Origin of the sequence: Sphingobium nicotianae, from assembly GCF_018603885.1 — a bacterium.
GTDB lineage: Bacteria > Pseudomonadota > Alphaproteobacteria > Sphingomonadales > Sphingomonadaceae > Sphingobium > Sphingobium nicotianae.
The window spans coordinates 22,932-41,327 of record NZ_JAHGAW010000013.1; the positions used below are offsets into that span (position 1 = coordinate 22,932).

General features: G+C 67.0%; 12 protein-coding genes. 10 read left to right on the top strand and 2 right to left on the bottom strand.

What is annotated here, in order from left to right:
* The first annotated feature begins 64 nt into the window (after positions 1 to 64).
* Both KK488_RS18010 and KK488_RS18015 read left to right on the top strand, forming a co-directional pair.
* A complete protein-coding gene (locus KK488_RS18010; protein WP_214625095.1) occupies positions 65 to 1,054 on the top strand; it encodes a GGDEF domain-containing protein in 990 nt (329 codons plus the stop codon).
* Positions 1,055 to 1,175: 121 nt separating this feature from the next.
* On the top strand, positions 1,176 to 1,997 hold the full coding sequence (locus KK488_RS18015) for an SDR family NAD(P)-dependent oxidoreductase (RefSeq protein WP_214625096.1): 822 nt from the start codon (positions 1,176 to 1,178) through the stop codon (positions 1,995 to 1,997).
* A gap of 242 nt (positions 1,998 to 2,239) precedes the next feature.
* On the opposite strand, the gene KK488_RS18020 is transcribed toward KK488_RS18015, so the two are convergent.
* Complete coding sequence (locus tag KK488_RS18020; protein WP_214625097.1) at positions 2,240 to 4,738, bottom strand: penicillin-binding protein 1A; 2,499 nt, start codon at positions 4,736 to 4,738, stop codon at positions 2,240 to 2,242.
* Between the two features lie 155 nt (positions 4,739 to 4,893).
* Between KK488_RS18020 and dacB the strand changes: the two genes are divergently transcribed.
* From dacB to KK488_RS18045, 5 genes are all read left to right on the top strand, one after another.
* Positions 4,894 to 6,351, top strand: coding sequence for a D-alanyl-D-alanine carboxypeptidase/D-alanyl-D-alanine endopeptidase (gene dacB, locus KK488_RS18025; protein ID WP_214625098.1), 1,458 nt, complete (start codon positions 4,894 to 4,896; stop codon positions 6,349 to 6,351).
* Positions 6,352 to 6,468: 117 nt separating this feature from the next.
* Positions 6,469 to 7,266 (top strand): EF-hand domain-containing protein, encoded by a 798-nt coding sequence (locus KK488_RS18030; protein WP_214625099.1) that lies wholly within the window; start codon positions 6,469 to 6,471, stop codon positions 7,264 to 7,266.
* A gap of 435 nt (positions 7,267 to 7,701) precedes the next feature.
* Positions 7,702 to 8,988 carry a chromate efflux transporter gene (chrA, locus tag KK488_RS18035; RefSeq protein ID WP_250890699.1) on the top strand — a complete coding sequence of 429 codons (1,287 nt, stop codon included), beginning with the start codon at positions 7,702 to 7,704 and terminating at the stop codon, positions 8,986 to 8,988.
* Positions 8,989 to 9,006: 18 nt separating this feature from the next.
* Positions 9,007 to 9,702, top strand: coding sequence for a superoxide dismutase (locus KK488_RS18040; RefSeq protein ID WP_250890701.1), 696 nt, complete (start codon positions 9,007 to 9,009; stop codon positions 9,700 to 9,702).
* A gap of 100 nt (positions 9,703 to 9,802) precedes the next feature.
* Positions 9,803 to 11,548: an aspartyl protease family protein gene (locus KK488_RS18045; protein WP_214625101.1), complete on the top strand. Its 1,746-nt coding sequence runs from the start codon at positions 9,803 to 9,805 to the stop codon at positions 11,546 to 11,548.
* A 6-nt stretch (positions 11,549 to 11,554) separates the two neighbouring features.
* On the opposite strand, the gene KK488_RS18050 is transcribed toward KK488_RS18045, so the two are convergent.
* Positions 11,555 to 12,436 carry an N-acetylmuramoyl-L-alanine amidase family protein gene (locus tag KK488_RS18050; RefSeq protein WP_214625102.1) on the bottom strand — a complete coding sequence of 294 codons (882 nt, stop codon included), beginning with the start codon at positions 12,434 to 12,436 and terminating at the stop codon, positions 11,555 to 11,557.
* 637 nt (positions 12,437 to 13,073) lie between these two features.
* Here KK488_RS18050 and KK488_RS18055 point away from each other — a divergent pair.
* The 3 genes from KK488_RS18055 (at position 13,074) to KK488_RS18065 (ending at position 18,155) form a co-directional block, all read left to right on the top strand.
* The gene (locus KK488_RS18055; RefSeq protein WP_250890705.1) at positions 13,074 to 15,830 is read left to right on the top strand and encodes an Rne/Rng family ribonuclease; all 2,757 of its coding nucleotides are present in this window, start codon (positions 13,074 to 13,076) and stop codon (positions 15,828 to 15,830) included.
* 106 nt (positions 15,831 to 15,936) lie between these two features.
* On the top strand, positions 15,937 to 17,337 hold the full coding sequence (locus KK488_RS18060) for a M48 family metalloprotease (RefSeq protein ID WP_214625103.1): 1,401 nt from the start codon (positions 15,937 to 15,939) through the stop codon (positions 17,335 to 17,337).
* Positions 17,334 to 18,155 (top strand): DsbA family protein, encoded by an 822-nt coding sequence (locus KK488_RS18065; protein WP_250890707.1) that lies wholly within the window; start codon positions 17,334 to 17,336, stop codon positions 18,153 to 18,155. Before KK488_RS18060 ends, KK488_RS18065 begins: the two co-directional genes overlap by 4 nt.
* Positions 18,156 to 18,396 lie beyond the last annotated feature (241 nt).

The window sequence follows — 18,396 nt, forward strand, 5'->3', positions numbered from 1 at the left end:
TAACCGCCTGTTCACCAGCGCGGCCTATCGCCCACCTCATCGCACAGCTCGTGGGGGGTGAACGATGGACAGAAAGAAGATCAACCGAAAGACGGCGACGGAGGCCATCCGCTTCCTTGACGCCAATATGTTGGACGCGACGCCGACCAACTATACGTTCGCCTACCTGTATCTGACCGGCGCCAATGGCTGGCTGCGCAAGCAGGTCGATGGCATCACCGATGGGGGCGTGCGTCTCCACCAGAAGGATGTCGACGATCTGATGGACGCCGCGCCGGGTGAAACCGGCCATGGCGCGGCGTCGACCCTCGATGCGCAGATGGACGAACAGCAGGCCGGGTTGCGGCATCAGATGCTCTCTTTTGCCGACCTGACGGCCAAGGCGCTCAACAATACCGGAGCGTTCGGTCGCGAATTGGCGGAAAGCGCCGAGCAGGCGAGCGGGACCCGCGATCTCGCCAGCGTTATCAGCGCGATGATCGAGAAGACGGCGGAGATGGAGCGCCGCCTCGCGGAGACATGCCGCGAGACCGAGCGGCTGCGCCAGGATCTCGACGCCGCGCGCGACGACGCGACCCGCGACGCGTTGACCAATCTGCCCAATCGCCGCGCGATCGACCGGCAGCTCAAGACCTTCGCCGATCATGGCATGCCGATGGCGATCGCCTTTTGCGATATCGATCATTTCAAGTCGATCAACGACCGCTTCGGCCACGCCGTCGGCGACCGGGTGCTCAAGGTGGTTGCCGAGACGCTGGCCGAGACGATGGCGCCGCATGTGGTCGGCCGCTTCGGAGGGGAGGAATTCGTCGTGGTGCTGCCCCAGGTCGACGGCGCCACGGCCTTCACGCTGGTCGAGAAGGCCAGGACCGCGGTCGGCGAGCGCAACCTGCGCGTGCGCGACACGGACGAGGTCATCGGGCAGGTAACCTTCTCCGCCGGCATTGCCCTGTGCGGCAACGATCCGGAAGCTGCCCTGCGCGAGGCCGACAGCCTGCTCTACGAAGCCAAGAGCAGCGGCCGCAACCGCACCATCTACAAAGCTGCGGCCTGATGCTTCTCTCCGGTCCGGCGGATCACCTCGGTGACGTCGGCATCCTCGTCAGCAGGGGTTGAAGCCGTGCCCGATCGCGATCAGGGTGCTCTCGCAATCGGACGCATGGAAGGAGACGGAGATGGGCATCGAGGCAATCGCGCCGGGCAAGCTGGCGGTGGTCACGGGCGGCGCGAGCGGGATCGGGCTCGCGGCGGCGCGCCATTTCGTGGGCGTCGGGATGCGGGTCTGCCTGCTCGACTGGTCGGACAATGTCGCAGAGCTCGCAACGGAGCTGGGCGGTGAGGCGACCGGCTTTCGCATAGACGTTTCCGATCGCGCGGCGGTCGAGGCGCTGGCGGCGGATATTGTATCGCGCTTCGGGCCGGTCTCGGTGCTGATGAACAATGCCGGCGTCGGCCGCGGCGGCGATGCGCTCTCCAATCCGGACGGCTGGGCACGGGTGCTCGGCGTTAATCTCTTCGGCGTGCTGCACTGCGTGCAGGCCTTCGTGCCCGCGATGGTTGCGGGCGATGCCCCCGGCCTCGTGATCAACACGGGTTCCAAGCAAGGCATCACCCAGCCGCCGGGCGACACAGCCTATAATGTCAGCAAATCGGGCGTGAAATCACTGACCGAGGGGCTCGCTCACACGCTGATGCAGCAGACGGGCGGACGCGTCAGTGCCCATCTGCTGATCCCGGGCTTCACCTACACGGGCCTCACCGCGCGCGGCGAGAAGCCGGCTGCGGCCTGGACCGCCGAGCAGGTCATCGACTTCATGATGGAAAGCCTGGCCCGCGGCGACTTCTATATTCTCTGCCCGGACAATGATGTCACCCGTGTTGTGGATGAGAGGCGCATCGCCTGGGCGGCCGGCGACATCATCGAGAATCGCCCGGCTCTGTCGCGCTGGCATCCCGATTGGGAAGCGCGGTTCGCGGCCTACATGGCGGAGACCTGATCGCGCCCGACCAAGCCGGCGTCGCTGTCCTACAGGTCCGTTCTCGTGGCATCATCATCGGGCGCCCATGGCGCCCGCTCTTTGATTCGTAGAGCATTTTCCCAAAAAAATCAGCGCCCCCACTCGCCCTACGCAAGACTTTTGCCGAAACGCCATGCGTCATATGTGCGATGTTCGTGATGTTTCGCGTTGGAAATGGCCGTTTTCCGCCAAATAATAGGCGGTCATCTTCTCTCGCTCGTTCAGTAGATGCCGCCCTGCTCGCCGGCGAAGTCACGGTTGACGTCGCGGCGCGGGCCTGCGGCACGGACGTCCTGCCTGGCGCGCTCGGCCAGTTCGTCGCGGCGCATGGAGATGCGTGGCTCGCTCTCAGGCTTGAAGGCTTCCCAGATGATCGCGGTCTTGGGATCATCGGAGGGCCAGCCACCGAACACGCGCTTGCCGCTGCGCCGGTCGATGCGGACCATGCGGATGCCGGCGGGCGCCACGAACGGCGTCTTGGGCATGTCCTTGAGGATCGGCTCCATCGCCGATTTCCAGATCGGCGCGGCGATGCGACCGCCCTGCGCATAGCCGCCCAGGCTGCGCGGTTGATCGTGGCCCATATAGACGCCGGCGACGATGTCCGGCGAGCCGCCCACGAACCAGACATTGGTCGGGCCGTTGGTGGTGCCGGTCTTGCCGAACAGCGGGCGATCGAGATCGCGCAGGATCGTCGCGGTGCCGCGCTGGATCACGCCCTCGGTGATGTGGACGACTTGGAAGGCGGTCATCGGGTTCATCGCGGGACGGCCGACGGGCGCGAAGCGCGGCATCGGTTTGCCGTCCCAGTCGTCGCCATTGCAGCCCTGACACGGCCGCCAGCCCTGCGGCAGGATCACCTTGCCGTTGCGGTCCTGCACGAAGTCGATGACCTTGGGTGTCAGCTGCCGGCCATGATTGGCGAGCATCGCATAGGCATTGACCATGCGTTCCACCGTGGTCTCGCCGGCGCCGAGCGCGAAGGCGAGGTAAGGCTTGTAGTCGCCGATGCCCATGCCTTTGATGGTGCGCACGACGCGCTCCATGCCGGTTTGCGAGGCGGCGCGCACGGTCATGAGATTGCGCGACTGCTCGACTCCCCAGCGCATCGTCTGCGGGCCGGAGCCGCCGCCGCCGAAATTCCTGAAGCATTTCTGGCCGAGCGCGCCGCCCTGATAGACGCAGAAGGGGCCATCGACGATGATCGAGGCAGGCGTCATGCCGTTGTCGAGCGCGGCGGCATAAACGAACGGCTTGATCGTCGAGCCCGGCTGGCGCAGCGCCTGGGTCACGCGGTTGTAAGAGGAGAGGCGGGAATCGAAGCCGCCCTGCATGGCATAGACGCGGCCGGTGTGGACATCCTCGATCATCATGCCGCCCGAGACGGCCGGGATGTTACGCAGCGCATAGGCGCTGCCCTCGGGCTTCACGACGATGACGTCGCCGGGCTTGAGCGAATCGAAGGTCACGCCGCTGGTGCGCCGGTCGACCAACATCGCATTCTCGCGCGGCAGGGTGGCGGTGCGGCCGTTCGGCAGGCCGATCTGCGCGCTGGTCGCCGACTTGTCGAGCACCACCGCGACCGTCCAGTCGGCATAGTCGACGCCGATGTTCGAGACGGCGAGATCGCTCTGCCAGCGGCTGACATCGACCTTGCCGAGCGGGCCGGACCAGCCATGGCCCGAATCATAGCGCAGCAGGCCCTCGCGCAGCGCGCGGGTCGCCTGCTCCTGCATGAAGGGCGAAATGGGCGAGCGGACCCAGAGGCCGCCGGCATAGACGCTGTTCGGTCCCTTGTCGGCGGTCTCGCCGAAGGCCGCGATCAGGCGCCGGCGCACTTCCTCGATATAATAGCCGCCGACATTGCTGTAGCCCGTGCCGCGCTGGGCGACGGTGCCGAGCGGCTGGGCAACCGCGTCGGCATATTGCGCAGGCGTGATGAAGCCATTGTCGCGCATCTCGCCGAGCACCCAGTTCCGCCGCTCGAGCGCGCGGTCCATGTGGACCTCGGGGCGATAATTGGCCGGGCCCTTGGGAAGGATGGCCAGATAGGCGGCTTCGGGCAGCTTGAGGTCGGCGACGTCCTTGTCGAAATAAGCGCGCGCGGCCGCCTGCACGCCATAGGCGTTGCGGCCGAGGAAGATCTGATTGAGATAGAGTTCGATGATCTGCTGCTTGGAGAGGACATTCTCCATGCGCCAGGCGAGGATCGCCTCCTTGAGCTTGCGGACATAGCTCGCTTCGTTGCCGACGAGCAGATTCTTGGCGACCTGCTGGGTGATCGTCGAGGTACCGCGTGGTGTCTGTCCGCGCATGAGGCCCTCGGCCGCCGCGCGGACCAGGCCCGGAAAATCGAGGCCGTGATGGCTGAAGAAGGTCTTGTCCTCGGCCGAGAGATAGGCGTTGATCAGGACCGGCGGGAAATCGCTATACTGCAGTTGCACGCGCCGCTCGCGCGCGAAACTATAGACCGGCTTGCCGTCGACATCGCGCACCACGGTCGGCAGCGGCGGCTGATAGTCGAGCAGCGTGCGGGCATCGGGCAGGCCGCGTGCGAACAGCAGCCAGAACAGGAAGAGGAAGACCAGAAAGGCGCCGAATATATAGGCCGGCCAGCGCCAGCGGCGATGCGACAGAAGCGCGCGGACGCGCGCGAACAGCCCGGGCCGGCCCTCATCACGTCGAAGCCGGAAGCTGGTCGCGTCGCTCGTCTCGTCCATGCTGCGCCACCTAGACCATTTTCCTTAGGAGAGGGAAACGCTTTTGGTGGGGTGCCGATCTGGCTGCGCCGAAAGGGTGGATGAATGACGTACGAGGCGTGAATCAGGCGCGGCGGCGCTTTGTTCGGCGGCGCCTTGCTGATAGGCCTCCGGCCATGCGTTCGGTTTTAACTCTGGCTCTCGCGGCCCTACCGGTCATGCCGCTCCATGCCTTGTCGAGCGATGGCGACGCGCTGGAGCAGAAAATCGAGGCGATCCTGGCCACGGCACCGGCCGGCACGCGCTACGGCCTCATGGTGACGGATGAGGACGGCACGCAGATCATCGCCATCGCGCCCGACCAACGCTTCATCCCCGCCTCGAACACCAAGATGTTCACCACCGCCACGGCCTATGCCCGCCTTGCGGAGGTCGATGCAGCCGGGCGCGGCACGGCGGTCGCGCTGGAGAAGGGGCGCAAGGGCCTCAGCGTCGTGCTGCTCGGCCGGGGCGATGCGCGGCTCTCCAGCGCTGCGGACTGCCAGCAGGACTGCCTCGCGACATTGGCCGACGCGATCGCCGCGAAGACCCGCAAGGTGCGGGACGTCATTGGCGACGATCGCTGGTTCCCGGACGAGCGCTGGAGCCCGGGCATGAGCTGGAACAATATCCCGACCCGATCCGGCACGGGCATTTCCGCGCTTACGCTCGACGACAATGAACTGGCCGCGATGGTGGCGCCCGGCGCAGTCGGCGAGGCGCCCCGGATCGACGGGCTGTCCTATTACGCGCTCGACAATCGCGCGCTGACGGTGCCCGGCAAGGAAGTCCATCTCCAGGACTGGCGTGATCCCATGAGCATGACGGTGCGCGTCACCGGCACGATCGGGGTGGACGCGCCGGCCGAGCGGCTGCGCTTCGGGATCGACGACCCCGCCCATTATGCCGCCTGGCGTCTGGCGGAGATGCTGAAGGCGCGCGGTGTCAAGGTGAAGGGCGAGGTCCTCTCCCGCCATCGCCCGCTGCTGCCGCAGGATGATCCCAGGGTGCGCGGCGAGGCGGTCGTGGCGCTGCCGGCCGAGCCCGAACCGCTGGCGCAATTGCCCGCGCTTCCCGTCGCCGGTGACGTCACGATCATCAACAAGGTCAGCCAGAATCTCCATGCCGAGCTGCTGCTCCGCCGGGTCGGGCGGCTTACCGGCAGTGGCTCGATCGCGGACGGGCAGGTCGCGTTGCGCGCGGTGATGGCGCAGGCGCGCCTGCCGGACGCGAGTTATGACCTGTCCGACGGTTCCGGCATGTCCAGCTACAACCGGATCAGCCCGCGCGGTGCGGTGACGCTGCTGCGCTGGGTTGCCGCGCAGCACTGGGGCGCGGACTGGCGGGCGACCCTGCCGGTCGGCGGCGTCGACGGCACGTTGCGCCGCCGCTTCGGCGGCACGGCGCTGGCCGACCGGCTCTTCGCCAAGACCGGGTCGCTCAACGCCAGCAATGCGCTCTCGGGCTACATGGTCGCGAAGAGCGGCCGGACGCTGATCTTCTCGATCATCTCCAATGACTGCCCGGACGTGGAGACCGACAAGGCCGTCGCGGCGATGGACCAGGCTTTGCTGGCGATTGCCGAGGCGGAATAAGGCCAAGGCGCCTCGTCTCCGTCTTGCGCATGACTGCCCGATGTGGCGTTCGGACGAGGCCGTCGCGCTTTCCCAATCGGGCGTTGCCGGCGGCTGACGAAGCACCAGCGCGCGGACATGTCGACCAGATGCGAGGTGCCGATGCGCGTTCCGACCTTGTCCTTCCTGCTTGCCCTTGCCCTGAGCAGCGGCGTCGTAGCCCTGGCGCAGCAGCGCCAGCAGGACGACAAGGTGCTGCGGCCCGCGACCGACGGCACCCTGCTGCACGCGCAGGTTGGCGGACCGCGGCCGGATAAGCCGCGCGGCCGTCCCTTCATCAGTCCCATGGGCGAGCAGTTCCGGTCCAGCGGCGACCTCGACAGTCCGGCCATCTGGTTCGCCGGTGCCGATGCCGACAAGGACGGCGTGCTGACCGAGGCGGAAATGGTCGCTGATGCCGATCGCTTCTTCGCCCTGCTGGATGTCGACGGCGACGGCCGGCTCAATGGCACGGAAGTGTCGCGCTACGAGACCGAGATCGCGCCCATCGTGCAGGGGCGCAGCTTCGGGGACGGCGGTCGCGGCCAGGGCGGCCGTCGTGGTGCCGGCGGACGGCGCGGCGGCGGTCATCGCGGCGGCGGAGGCGGCATGGGCGGCAACATGGACGAGGGCCTGGGCGAACTGGCCGCAGGCGGCACCGGGAGCAGCCCGTCGAAGCCGAACTATGACGATCAGCGCCAGGGCGCGGCGCGGTTCAGCTATCTCAACATTCCCGAGCCGGTGGCCTCGGCCGACACCAATCTCAACTTCATCGTGACCCAGCAGGAATTCCGCGACACGGCGCGGCAGCGTTTCCACCTGCTGGATGCCAATCATGACGGCAAGATCACGCTGGCGGAGCTTCCGTCGCTGCCGGACGGTCCGCGCCGGCGCTAGGCCGTAAACATCGGGTGACAAACCGATGGCGGAAAACCGCCATTTCCGACCCGAAACTTCACGAACATCGCGCATATGACGCATGGCGTTTGGCCAAAAAGTTTCGCGCGGGCGCGCAAAGGGGCCGGGTTTTTCGGGGATGGCTTCACGGGTCAAAGAGCGGTCGCCTGCGCGCGTGGCAATCATGCCATGAATGCGTGTACGTAGGACAGCGGGCGGATCGGGCGCGGTGCGCAATCAAGGAATTCACGGCACGCGTTCGGCGCCGCCGGGCGGGCCCGCGCGATGATGTCCTTGCGGTCCCTGATGCGCTGTGGCATCGATTCCTGATCGGGACGAGGCAACCTCCCGTTCAGGCGTTCCCCGCCCAAGCGTTGCGTCACAATCGGCAGTTTCTGCCGTGGGGAACGCATGGCTATATCATCCTTTCAAGACATGACCCGCGTCTTCGGCCGCATCGGCCTGCTGAGCTTCGGGGGGCCGGCCGGACAGGTGGCGCTGATGCACAAGGAGCTCGTCGAGGATCGGGACTGGATCAGCGAAGACCAGTTTCTGCGCGCGCTGAACTTCTGCCACCTGCTGCCCGGCCCGGAAGCACAGCAGCTCGCGGCCTATATCGGTTGGCGCCTCCACGGGCTCAAAGGTGGACTCGTCGCGGGGATGCTGTTCGTTCTCCCCGGCGCTCTCGTCATCTGGGGCCTGTCGGTTCTTTATGTCCATGCCGCCGGACTGCACTGGTTCGTGGCGCTGTTCATCGGCATCAAGGCGGCGGTTCTGGCGCTCGTGGTGCAGGCGCTCCTCCGCATCGGGCGGCGGGCGCTCAACACGCCCTTCAAGCTGGGCCTCGCCGTCCTGTCGTTCATCGCATTGTTCGTGTTCGACCTGCCCTTCCCGGTCGTCGTGCTCGGTGCCGGTGCTCTGGGCATGATCGTCGCGGCATGCGCGCCGGACTGGCTCAGGCTGAAGGCGGCGCAGAGCGACGCACCGCTGCCGCCGTCCGCGCCGCTTCTGGCATCTACGGTGAAGACGATCCTTCTCTGGTGCGCCGTCTGGGTGCTGCCGCTGGCCCTCGTATGGCTGACTCTCGGCCGACATCATGTTCTGGCCGACATCGGCGCCTTTTTCTCGCAACTGGCGGTCGTGACGTTCGGTGGTGCCTATGCGGTGCTTGCCTATATGGCGCAGGAAGCCGTGCAGTCCTACCACTGGCTGCAACCGGGCGAGATGGCGGACGGTCTGGGCCTCGCCGAAACCACGCCCGGCCCGCTCATCATGGTGACCCAGTTCGTCGGCTTTCTGGGTGCCTATCGAGACCCGGCGCCTTTCGCCCCGCTGGTTGCGGGCACGCTCGGCGCGCTGCTCACGACATGGGTCACATTTGCGCCGTGCTTCCTGTGGATCTTCGCGTTCGCGCCCTGGATCGAACGGCTGGAGCATGCGCGCAGGCTGCAGGGCGGGCTGGCCGCGCTGACGGCCGCGGTCGTGGGGGTGATCGCCAATCTCGCCTTGTGGTTCGCACTCCATGTCCTCTTCCGGCGAGTCGCGCTCTTGCGCAGCGGCCCGTTCCACCTGCAGCTTCCCGATCCCGACAGCCTCGACCTGCTGGCGCTGTGCCTCGCTGTGGTCGCGTTCGTCCTCCTGTTCCGGACGAAGCTCGGCGTTCTGGGAACGCTTGCGGTCTGCGGTGCTTCGGCGGTCGCCGCCCAACTGGTTCTACCCTGAGCAAAAAGGATGATCTGCATGTCCGAGTTCACGACAAATCGACGCGATCTGCTCGCTGTCGCCGCTCTCATGACTGCCGTCACCGGTCTGGAAGCCGGCGCGAAGGCGGCCGATCCCGCCGCCGCGCCCTTTTCGCCGCAAGCCCTGCCGTTCGCGCCGGCATCGCTCGGCTGGCTGTCCGAGAAGCTCATCACGAGCCATCATGACAATAATTATGTCGGCGCGGTGAAGCGGCTGGGCGCCATCAAGGCCGACTTCGCGAAGCTGGATATGGCGACGGCGCCGGTCTTCGAGATCAACGGCCTCAAGCGCGAGGAGCTGATCGCCTGGAACTCGATGATCCTGCACGAGCTCTACTTCGCCGGGCTGGGGCTGGCGCAGCCCGTTTCCCCCGCGCTCGGCAATGCCATCGAAAGCAGTTTCGGCAGCCAGGCGCGCTGGGCGGCGGAATTCGCCGCGATGGGCAAGGCCCTGGGCGGCGGCTCGGGCTGGGTGCTGCTGGTCTGGAGTCCGCGCGACCGGATGCTCGCCAATCAATGGGCCGCCGATCACAGCATGACCCTCGCCGGCGGCGTCCCGCTGCTGGCGCTCGACATGTACGAGCACGCCTATGCCATGGATTTCGGCGCCAAGGCCGGCGCTTATGTCGACGGCTTCATGAAGGGCGTGTCGTGGCAGAACGCCAACCGCGCCTTCGCGGCGATGAAGATGTAAACGGAAGCCGGGATTGGTGCGATTCGTCCCATTTTCATGACTGTCTTGCTGGTGTAGTCATCTGTGCCATAATCCGGGCAATGCCTTGAATTGGAAGCAGATGATGCGTTGCGAGACCGTGGTGCTAGCCTGCGTGGCGGCGCTATTTTTCGCGCCGGCCGCGTCGGCGAAATGCGAGATAGAAATGCTGGCCGTGCTGCCGGTCACAATGCATGGCCGCAGCCCGACGACCGATGGCGAAATCAACGGCAGGCCCGTCCACTTCATCATCGACAGCGGGGCATTCTACAGCACCTTGTCGCCCGCGATCGCGCGCGAGCTGAAACTGCCGACGACGCCGCTGCCGCCCCAGTTCCATATGCGCGGGATCGGCGGCGAGGCGAATGCCGGCCTGACGAAGGTGCGCGAGGTCAAGCTCGCCGACATTCCGATCAACAATATCATTTTCCTCGTCGGCGGCAGCGACACCGGCTCTGCCGGTCTCATCGGCCAGAACATCCTTGGCATCCACGATGTCGAATATGATCTTGAGCATGGCGCGGTGCGGCTCATGCGGGGGCATGATTGCGCTACGGCCAGCCTTGCTTATTGGGCGGCCGGGAAGCCCTCGACGGTCCTGCCGATCGAGCCATTCGATCAGCGCGATCCGCACACGATCGGCACCATTCTCGTCAACGGGGTAAAGATGCGCGCGGGCTTCGACACCGGCGCCGCGTCAAGCGTGATTACCCCGCAGGCTGCGCGGCGAGCCGGGGTCACGCCCGAAAGCGCGGGCGTGGTGCGGGACGGCTATGCGCGCGGGCTCGGCAGCAAGCAGGTGCCCTCGTGGCGCGCGCCGTTCGACAGCATCGACATGGGCGGCGAGAAGCTGAAGCACGTCACGCTGGGGATGCACGAGCTGGGTGGCAGTGTGGATATGCTGATCGGCATCGATTTCTTCCTCGCGCACCGCGTCTTCGTCTCCAATGCCACCCATCAGATGTTCTTCACCTATGATGGCGGCCCGCTTTTCGGCAGGAAACCCGCGCGCGTCGTCTCGGCCGAGGGACAGGTGGTGGCGCTGAGCGAAAATGGAAATGAGCCGACCGACGCGGCGGGCTTCAGCGCGCGCGGCGCGGCCTCGGCGTCCAAGGGCGATTTCGCGGGCGCGCTCGGCGATCTCAACCGGGCCGTCGCGCTTGCTCCCGATGATGGTCGCTACCTCTATCAGCGCGCGCAGGTGCGGCTGGCGCTTCGGCAATCCGCGCTGGCCTTCGACGATCTTTCGAAGGCGATCCCGCTCGCGCCGTCCGACGCCGAGATCAGGCTTGTCCACGGGCGGCTGGCCATCGCGAAGGGCGACCGGCCGCTGGCGGCCGTGGATGCCAGGGCGGCCGACCGGATTCTGGCGCCGCAGGCGGCCGCCCGTCTGGCGCTGGCGGGATTGTTCGGCGAGCTGGATGACTATGAGGCCGCGCTCGGCAGCTATGAGTCATGGCTGCATTTTCACGCCGAGGACGGCTTGCGATCGACCGCGCTCAGTGGCCGGTGCCGCGCGCTCGCTGCCCTGAACCGCGATCTCGACAAGGCGCTCTCCGATTGCAACACGGCTCTCAAGCTTCGGCCGAACACGGCGGGTTTCCTTAACAATCGCGGCCTCGTCCACCTTCGGCGCGGCGAGAATGATGCGGCCGTCAGCGATTATGACGCCGCCCTCGCGCTCGCGCCCAACCTTGCGATGGCGCGCTATGCGCGCGGCATTGCCGAGACGAGGCTGGGCCAGTCGGACGCCGCAGAACGGGACAGGGCGGCGGCAGACGCGATCGACCCACGCATCGCAGCCCGCGTGGACGCGCTGCATCTCTAGAACGCTCTAGCGCCGCACCGATTGCCGCGCGAAATGGACGGAGACGGCGGCGGTGATGCCCTTGGCGAGCTGGAGCTGGCCGTCCCGCGTCGCCATCCAGGCGGCATCCTCGTCATTGCTGATATAGCCGGCCTCGAGCAGCACCGAGGGCGTGTCGGGCGACTTGAGCACGACCAGCGAGGCGAAGCGCTGATAGGGCGTGCGGAAGCGGAAATGCGGCAGCGCCTCGCGGTGGAGCAGTTCGGCGAAGCGGGCCGAGGCATCCATCGTCTCGCGCTGGGTGAGATCGATCAGGATCGAGCTGACGGCATTGCTCTTGTCGGACAGGTCCACGCCGTTGATGATGTCGGCGCGGTTCTCGCGCGCGGCGAGGCGCGCGGCCTCGCGGTCCGAGGCGACGTCGGAGAGCGTGTAGATGGTGGCGCCGCGCGCGCTCGGCGTGTCGGCAGCGTCGGCGTGGATGGATATGAACAGGCTGGCGCCCAGCTTGCGGGCGATGCCGTAGCGCTCCTGCAGCACGAGGAACCGATCATCTTCCCGCGTCAGCGCGACGCGGATGCGGCCGGTCTTGAGCAGCTCGTCGCGCAGCGTTCTGGCGATCGCCAGGGTAAGATCCTTTTCCTTCGCGCCGCTGGCGGGATTGTGCGCGCCGGGATCATGGCCGCCATGCCCGGCATCGATGACGACCAGCGGGCGGTTCTTGTCGGCAGGGCCCTGCACCGGCGGCAGTGCGATCGATGGCGCGGTGTCGGGGATGCGGACGAGGATGCGGCTCTTGCTCGGCGGCCTGGTCATGGCGAGCGGCGCGGGGCGCCAGGCTGCCTCATCCTGGTGGGGCGGCGGCGCGATCTGAGCGGAAAGGGCGAGAAATGCCGCCAGCAGGACCATGGGCGCGCTTTTGCCGTGATCGGCGGGCGCACGTCCAGCCAAATCGGCTTGTCTACGTCAGGAGATGACCTATCTATGACGCATTATTCGTCATTCCCGCGAACGCGGGAATCCAGGATCGCGAGGTCGGGTCCGTCCGCCCCTGGAGTCCCGCCTTGGCGGGATGACGATGATTTGAAGGATGCGAGGCGGCGCTTGGCCGACCGGCTCGTCGGCTTCGTGTGACGAGCAGCGCGTAAACCTTTTCGTCGTTGCTCTGCAGCGCAAGCCCTGCTAGCGCATCCTATCTCCGGAAACGTCCGCAAGGCTCTGACAAAGCGCGCGGATGGAAAAGCCGGACCATCATCGCCCCCTGGCTCAGGCCTGGCGGACGATCTGACAGGTTGATGTTGCATGGGGCATGGCTTGATGAGCTCGAAGCACGCGGAAGCGGGCACTGAGCTACGGCCGTTCCACGAGCCGATCACCGCAGGACGCGGACATGCCCTCGCAGCAGACACACAATCTCTTTTTGAAAACCGGGGCTCGCTCCGCCGCCGCCGCGTCGATCCGACGCGCCGGGCCGCGCGCCCCCTTATTGCGCCGGGTCGCGGCGCTCCCCTGGGGAGGGATGCGATGACCGGCTGGAGACGTTTGAATGACAATGCGTATGTTGATCGATGCGCGCCACCGGGAAGAGACCCGGGTCGCGGTCGTAACGGGGAACCGGATCGAGGAGTTTGATTTCGAGAGTGCCGAGCACAAGCAGCTCAAGGGCAATATCTATCTCGCCAAGGTAACCAGGGTCGAACCGTCGCTGCAGGCGGCGTTCGTCGACTATGGCGGCAATCGCCACGGTTTCCTGGCCTTCTCGGAAATCCATCCCGATTATTACCAGATTCCGCGCGAGGACCGCGAGGCGCTGCTCGCCGAGGAAGCGGCCCACGCCGCCGAGGAAGCCGCCCTGCGCGGCGACGATGACGATGATGACGACGACGACGAGGATGTTCATGGCGATCACGACCATGACCATGCCGGCGATGTCGAAATCGTCGAGCGCCCGGACCATGGTGACGACGAAGACGAAGACGGCGAGCCGGGCGGCGAGGAGGGCGAGGCCAAGCCGGCCAGATCGCGCGGCCGCGCCAACAATCAGGCCGCCGACGAGCTGAAGCACAAGCGCATGGCGCTGCGCCGCCGCTACAAGATCCAGGACGTGATCCGCCGCCGTCAGGTGCTGCTCGTCCAGATCGTCAAGGAAGAGCGCGGCAACAAGGGCGCGGCGCTGACCACCTATCTGAGCCTCGCCGGCCGCTACTGCGTGCTGATGCCCAACACCAGCCACGGCGGCGGCATCTCGCGCAAGATCAGCAACGGCGCCGATCGCAAGCGCCTGAAGTCGATCATCGCCGAGATGAAGCTGCCCAATACCATGGGCTGCATCGTGCGCACGGCCGGCCTCTCGCGCACCAAGGTCGAGATCCGCCGCGATTTCGACTATCTCGCCCGCCTGTGGGACGAGATCCGCGAGAACACGCTCAAGGCCGCAGCGCCGGCGCTGATCCACAATGACAGCGACCTCATCAAGCGGGCGATCCGCGACATTTATCATCGCGACATCGAGGAAGTGATCGTCGAGGGCGAGGAAGGCTATCGCCAGGCTAAGGACTTCATGAAGCTGCTGATGCCGAGCCATGCCCGGCGCGTGAAGCAATATGCCGACGCGGTCTCGCTGTTCCAGCGTTTCGGTGTCGAGGATCAGCTCGCGGCCATGTACAATCCGGTCGTACAGCTCAAGTCCGGCGGCTATCTGGTGATCAATCCGACCGAGGCCCTCGTCTCGATCGACATCAACTCCGGCCGTTCGACCCGTGAGCACAGCATCGAGCAGACCGCCACCGCAACCAATCTGGAAGCGGCGCGCGAGATCGCCCGCCAGCTGCGTCTGCGCGACATGGCCGGCCTCGTCGTCATCGACTTCATCGACATGGAGCACAACAGCAACATCCGCAAAGTCGAGAAGGCGATGAAGGATGCGCTGAAGGACGATCGCGCGCGCATCCAGGTCGGCCGCATCTCGGGCTTCGGCCTGATGGAGATGAGCCGCCAGCGGCTGCGCACCGGCGTGCTCGAAGCCTCGACGCGGGCCTGTCCGCATTGCGAGGGCACGGGCCTGGTCCGCACCGCCTCGTCGGCAGGCCTCTCGGCGCTGCGCATGCTGGAGGAGGAGGCGGCGCGCGGTCGCGGCAGCCTCATCACGCTGCGCGCCAGCCAGGAAGCTGCCTTCTACGTGCTCAACAACAAGCGCCGCGAGCTCGACGAGATCGAGCAGCGCTATGGCGTGATGATCGTCATCCTGCCCGATGGCGAGGTCGAGGGCGCGCGCATGTCGGTCGAGGCCAGCGGGCCGCGCCCGACGCATCAGGTGAGCTATGCGCCGATCCTCGATCCGGTCGATGCCGACGATGAGGCCGAAGAGTTCGAAGAGGACGAGGAAGACGAGGAGGACGAGGAGGACGAGGAGGAGAGCGAAGCGCGCGACTCCCGCCGGTCCGAGGGCCGCGGCGATCGCGGCGAGGGCGATCGCGGCAAGCGCAAGCGCCGTCGCCGTGGACGCCGCAACCGCCGCGAGGAGGGCGAGCCCGGCGAGGGCGAGGCTCGCGCCCGTCCGGCCGAAGCGGCCGAGGGCGAGCAGCGCGAAGAGGAAGAGTCCTCGGATGAGGCTGGTGACGAGGCTGGCGCAGAGGCAACGGCCGACAATGGCGACGGCCAGTCGCGGCGGAGCCGCCGCGGACGTCGCGGTGGTCGTCGCCGGCGTGGCGGTCAGCGTGAAGGACAGTTGGAGGCCGAGCAGGCCGACGACACCGGCGAGGCCGTCGAGGCGGCCCCGGAGACGCGGGCCGAGCAGGTCGGAGACGTAGCCGAGGCCGCAGCGCCGGTCGTCGAGAACGAGGAGGCTCCCGCGGCACCCGCGCGTCGTCGTCGCACCCGTCGCGCGGCCGCTGCCGAGACGCCGGCCGAGAGCGAGGGCGATGCCGTCCCCGCCGACGTTTCGTCGGAACTGAGCGAGGCGCCGGTCGAGGCCCCCGCCGAGGCAGCGCCCAAGCGCCGGCCGCGCCGCAAGGCCGCTGCCGAGCCGGTCGCGGAAGCCGCGCCCGAGCCGCAGCCGGAAGTCGCGGTGGAGACCGCTGAGGTGGCCGAGGAGGCTCCGGCCGCGCCCAAGCGCCGCTCGCGCCGCAAGGCCGAGACCGCCGCGTCGGCGGTCCAGCCGGAGGAGGCTCTAGTCTCGGATGCGCAGGAAGCCACGGAGATCCTGACGTCAGCCGAGGCGCCCGCAGCGGAGGACAATGGCGCGGACAATGATGCGGATGGCACGCCTCGCCGCGGCTGGTGGCAGCGCACCTTCGGGGCGTGATCATCCGGCGGTCGTGCCAAATTCGGCCCTGGGCATGACCCCGGCGGCGCTCCGAGCAATCGGTCCGTCAGCCGGGGTTCAGGCTCGTGGCGGCATAGCGCGCCGTATGATCCAGGCTCTCCGTCCATCCCGGTGCCAGTCGCTGGCGGCCCGCGCGCTCGGCCTGCTCGCGCGGCCGGTGGCGCTGGTGGCGGCGCTCGGGCTGCTCGGCGCGCAGGCCGCCCACGCGCAGACGATCCTGCGCGATGCCGAGACCGAAGCGCTGATGCGCGACGCCACCGCGCCGCTCGCCAAGGCGGCCGGCCTCGCGCCCGGCAATCTCGACGTGCTGGTGATCAACGATCCCAGCATTAACGCGTTCGTCGCGGGGGGGCAGATTGTCTGGCTGCACAGCGGCCTCATCGAGCAGGCCGACAATCTCAACCAGGTGCAGGGTGTCGTCGCGCACGAGATTGGCCATATCGAGGGCGGTCACGTCATCCGTTCGGGCGAGGGCGCCAAGGAAGCGACGGGCATCACGTTGATCAGCTTGCTGCTCGGTGCGGCCGCCATGGCGGCGGGTGGCGGCGAGGCCGGCATGGGCGTGATGGCGGCGGGCCAGCAGGCCGCGCTCGGCAAATATCTCGCGTTCAGCCGCGCACAGGAGTCGAGCGCGGACGCGGCCGGCATGCGCTATCTCCACGAGGCGGGGATCAGCGGCAGGGGCAGCCTCGAATTCTTCAAGAAGCTTGAGACGCTCGAATATCGCCTCTACATCCCGCAGGACGGGTTCATGAACACCCACCCGCTTTCCAGCGAGCGCATCGCGACGCTGACCCAGGCTTATGAGAGCGATCCCGCCTGGAACAACAAGACCGATCCGGGGCTAGAGGCGCGCTTCCAGCGCATCAAGGCCAAGCTGGTCGGCTTCGTCGAGGATGCGCCGCGAACGTTGCAGCTCTATCCGCTCTCGGACCAGTCGATCCCGGCGCATTACGCGCGCGCTTATGCCTATCACAAGACGGCCTATACGGAGCAGGCGATCGCCGAGGTCAATGCGCTGCTCAAGGCGGCGCCGCATGATCCCTATTTCCTGGAGCTGGAGGGGCAGATCATGCTCGAATCCGGTAAGCCCCAGGCGGCGATCCCCCCGCTGCGGGAGGCGGTCGAGCGGACGGGCGGCCAGCCGCTCATCGCTGTGACGCTGGGCCATGCGCTGGTCGCGACCGAAGACGATCAATATCTCGACGAGGCGGAAAAGGTGCTGCGCAGTGCGGTCGCGCGCGATCGCGAGAATCCGTTCGCCTGGTACACGCTCGGTACGATCTACGCGCGCAAGGGCGACACCGCGCGGGCGGCATGGGCAACGGCCGAACGCTATGAGATGGAGGGGGACTATCCCCTCGCGCTGCGCCATGCCGAAGTGGCGATGGGCGGCATCCAGCCCAACTCACCCGATTATCTGCGCGCGCAGGACATCGCCATGGTAAGCCGCGCGGCGATGGAAAGGACGAAGAAGAAGAAATGACGGACACGCCAAGCCTGCGAACTGCGCTGCGCGCCGGGGGCGTCCTGCTATCGGCGCTCTGGTCCTCGACCGGGACGGATGAGCACCGTCGCCGTCGCGCGATGGGCCTCGGCCTCATCGGTGTGGTGGCGGCGGGCGGCGCGGCCGTCGCCTATGCCGCGGTCGACGGCAAGCCGGCCATGCCGGCTGATCGCGCGGCCATCGAGCTGGTGGTGCGCGACTATATCCTCAATCATCCCGAGATCATTCCCGAGGCGATCGACCGGCTGAAGGCCAAGCAGATCGCCGCGAAGATCGAGGAACACCGCAGCGAACTCGAGTCGCCCTACAAAGGCGCATGGGAAGGCGCAGAGCATCCCAGGGTCACGCTCGTCGCTTTCATGGACTATGCCTGCGGCTATTGCCGCGCTTCACTGCCGGATCTGGCGCGGCTGGTGAAGGACAATCCCGATCTGCGCATCGTCTATCGCGAGCTGCCGATCATCACCAACGACAGCGTCGGCGCCGCGAAGGTCAGCTTGCTGGCGGCGGAGACCGGCAAGTTCATGTCGTTCCACCGGGCCATGTACGAAGCGGGCGACGTCGCGCCCGGCGCCGTGATCAAGGCGGCGGAGCGCGCCGGGCTCGACACCGGCAAGGCGAAGGCGGCGCTCAAGGCGCCGGGCGCCGACGCGCAGATCATCGAGAATGTCCGCCTCGCCCAGGCCCTCGGTGCGGAAGGGACGCCTCTCTTCGTGCTCGGCGACGAGATGTTCACCGGGGCGGTGGGCTATGATGCGTTGAAGGCGGCGGTCGACAAGGTGCGCAACAAGGGCTGACAGGCCCGCGATCGGCCGGGAAGGGTGGGGGTCCCCTCCGCCGCCGAGCATGAGGGAACCCCCTTTGCGCGCTCAAAGTCACCCGGACGACGAGGCTGCGCAAAACCGAATGACGAACCGTGGCGGAGTGTCGGGAGGAAGGCGTTCGCTTTCGCGCCGCCTCCGTCCCTCATCTCTTCCTGAGGTGCAGCTTATCGGTGCGAGCGGAGCCTGCCTTGATCTTAGTCAAGATGCGCGGCGT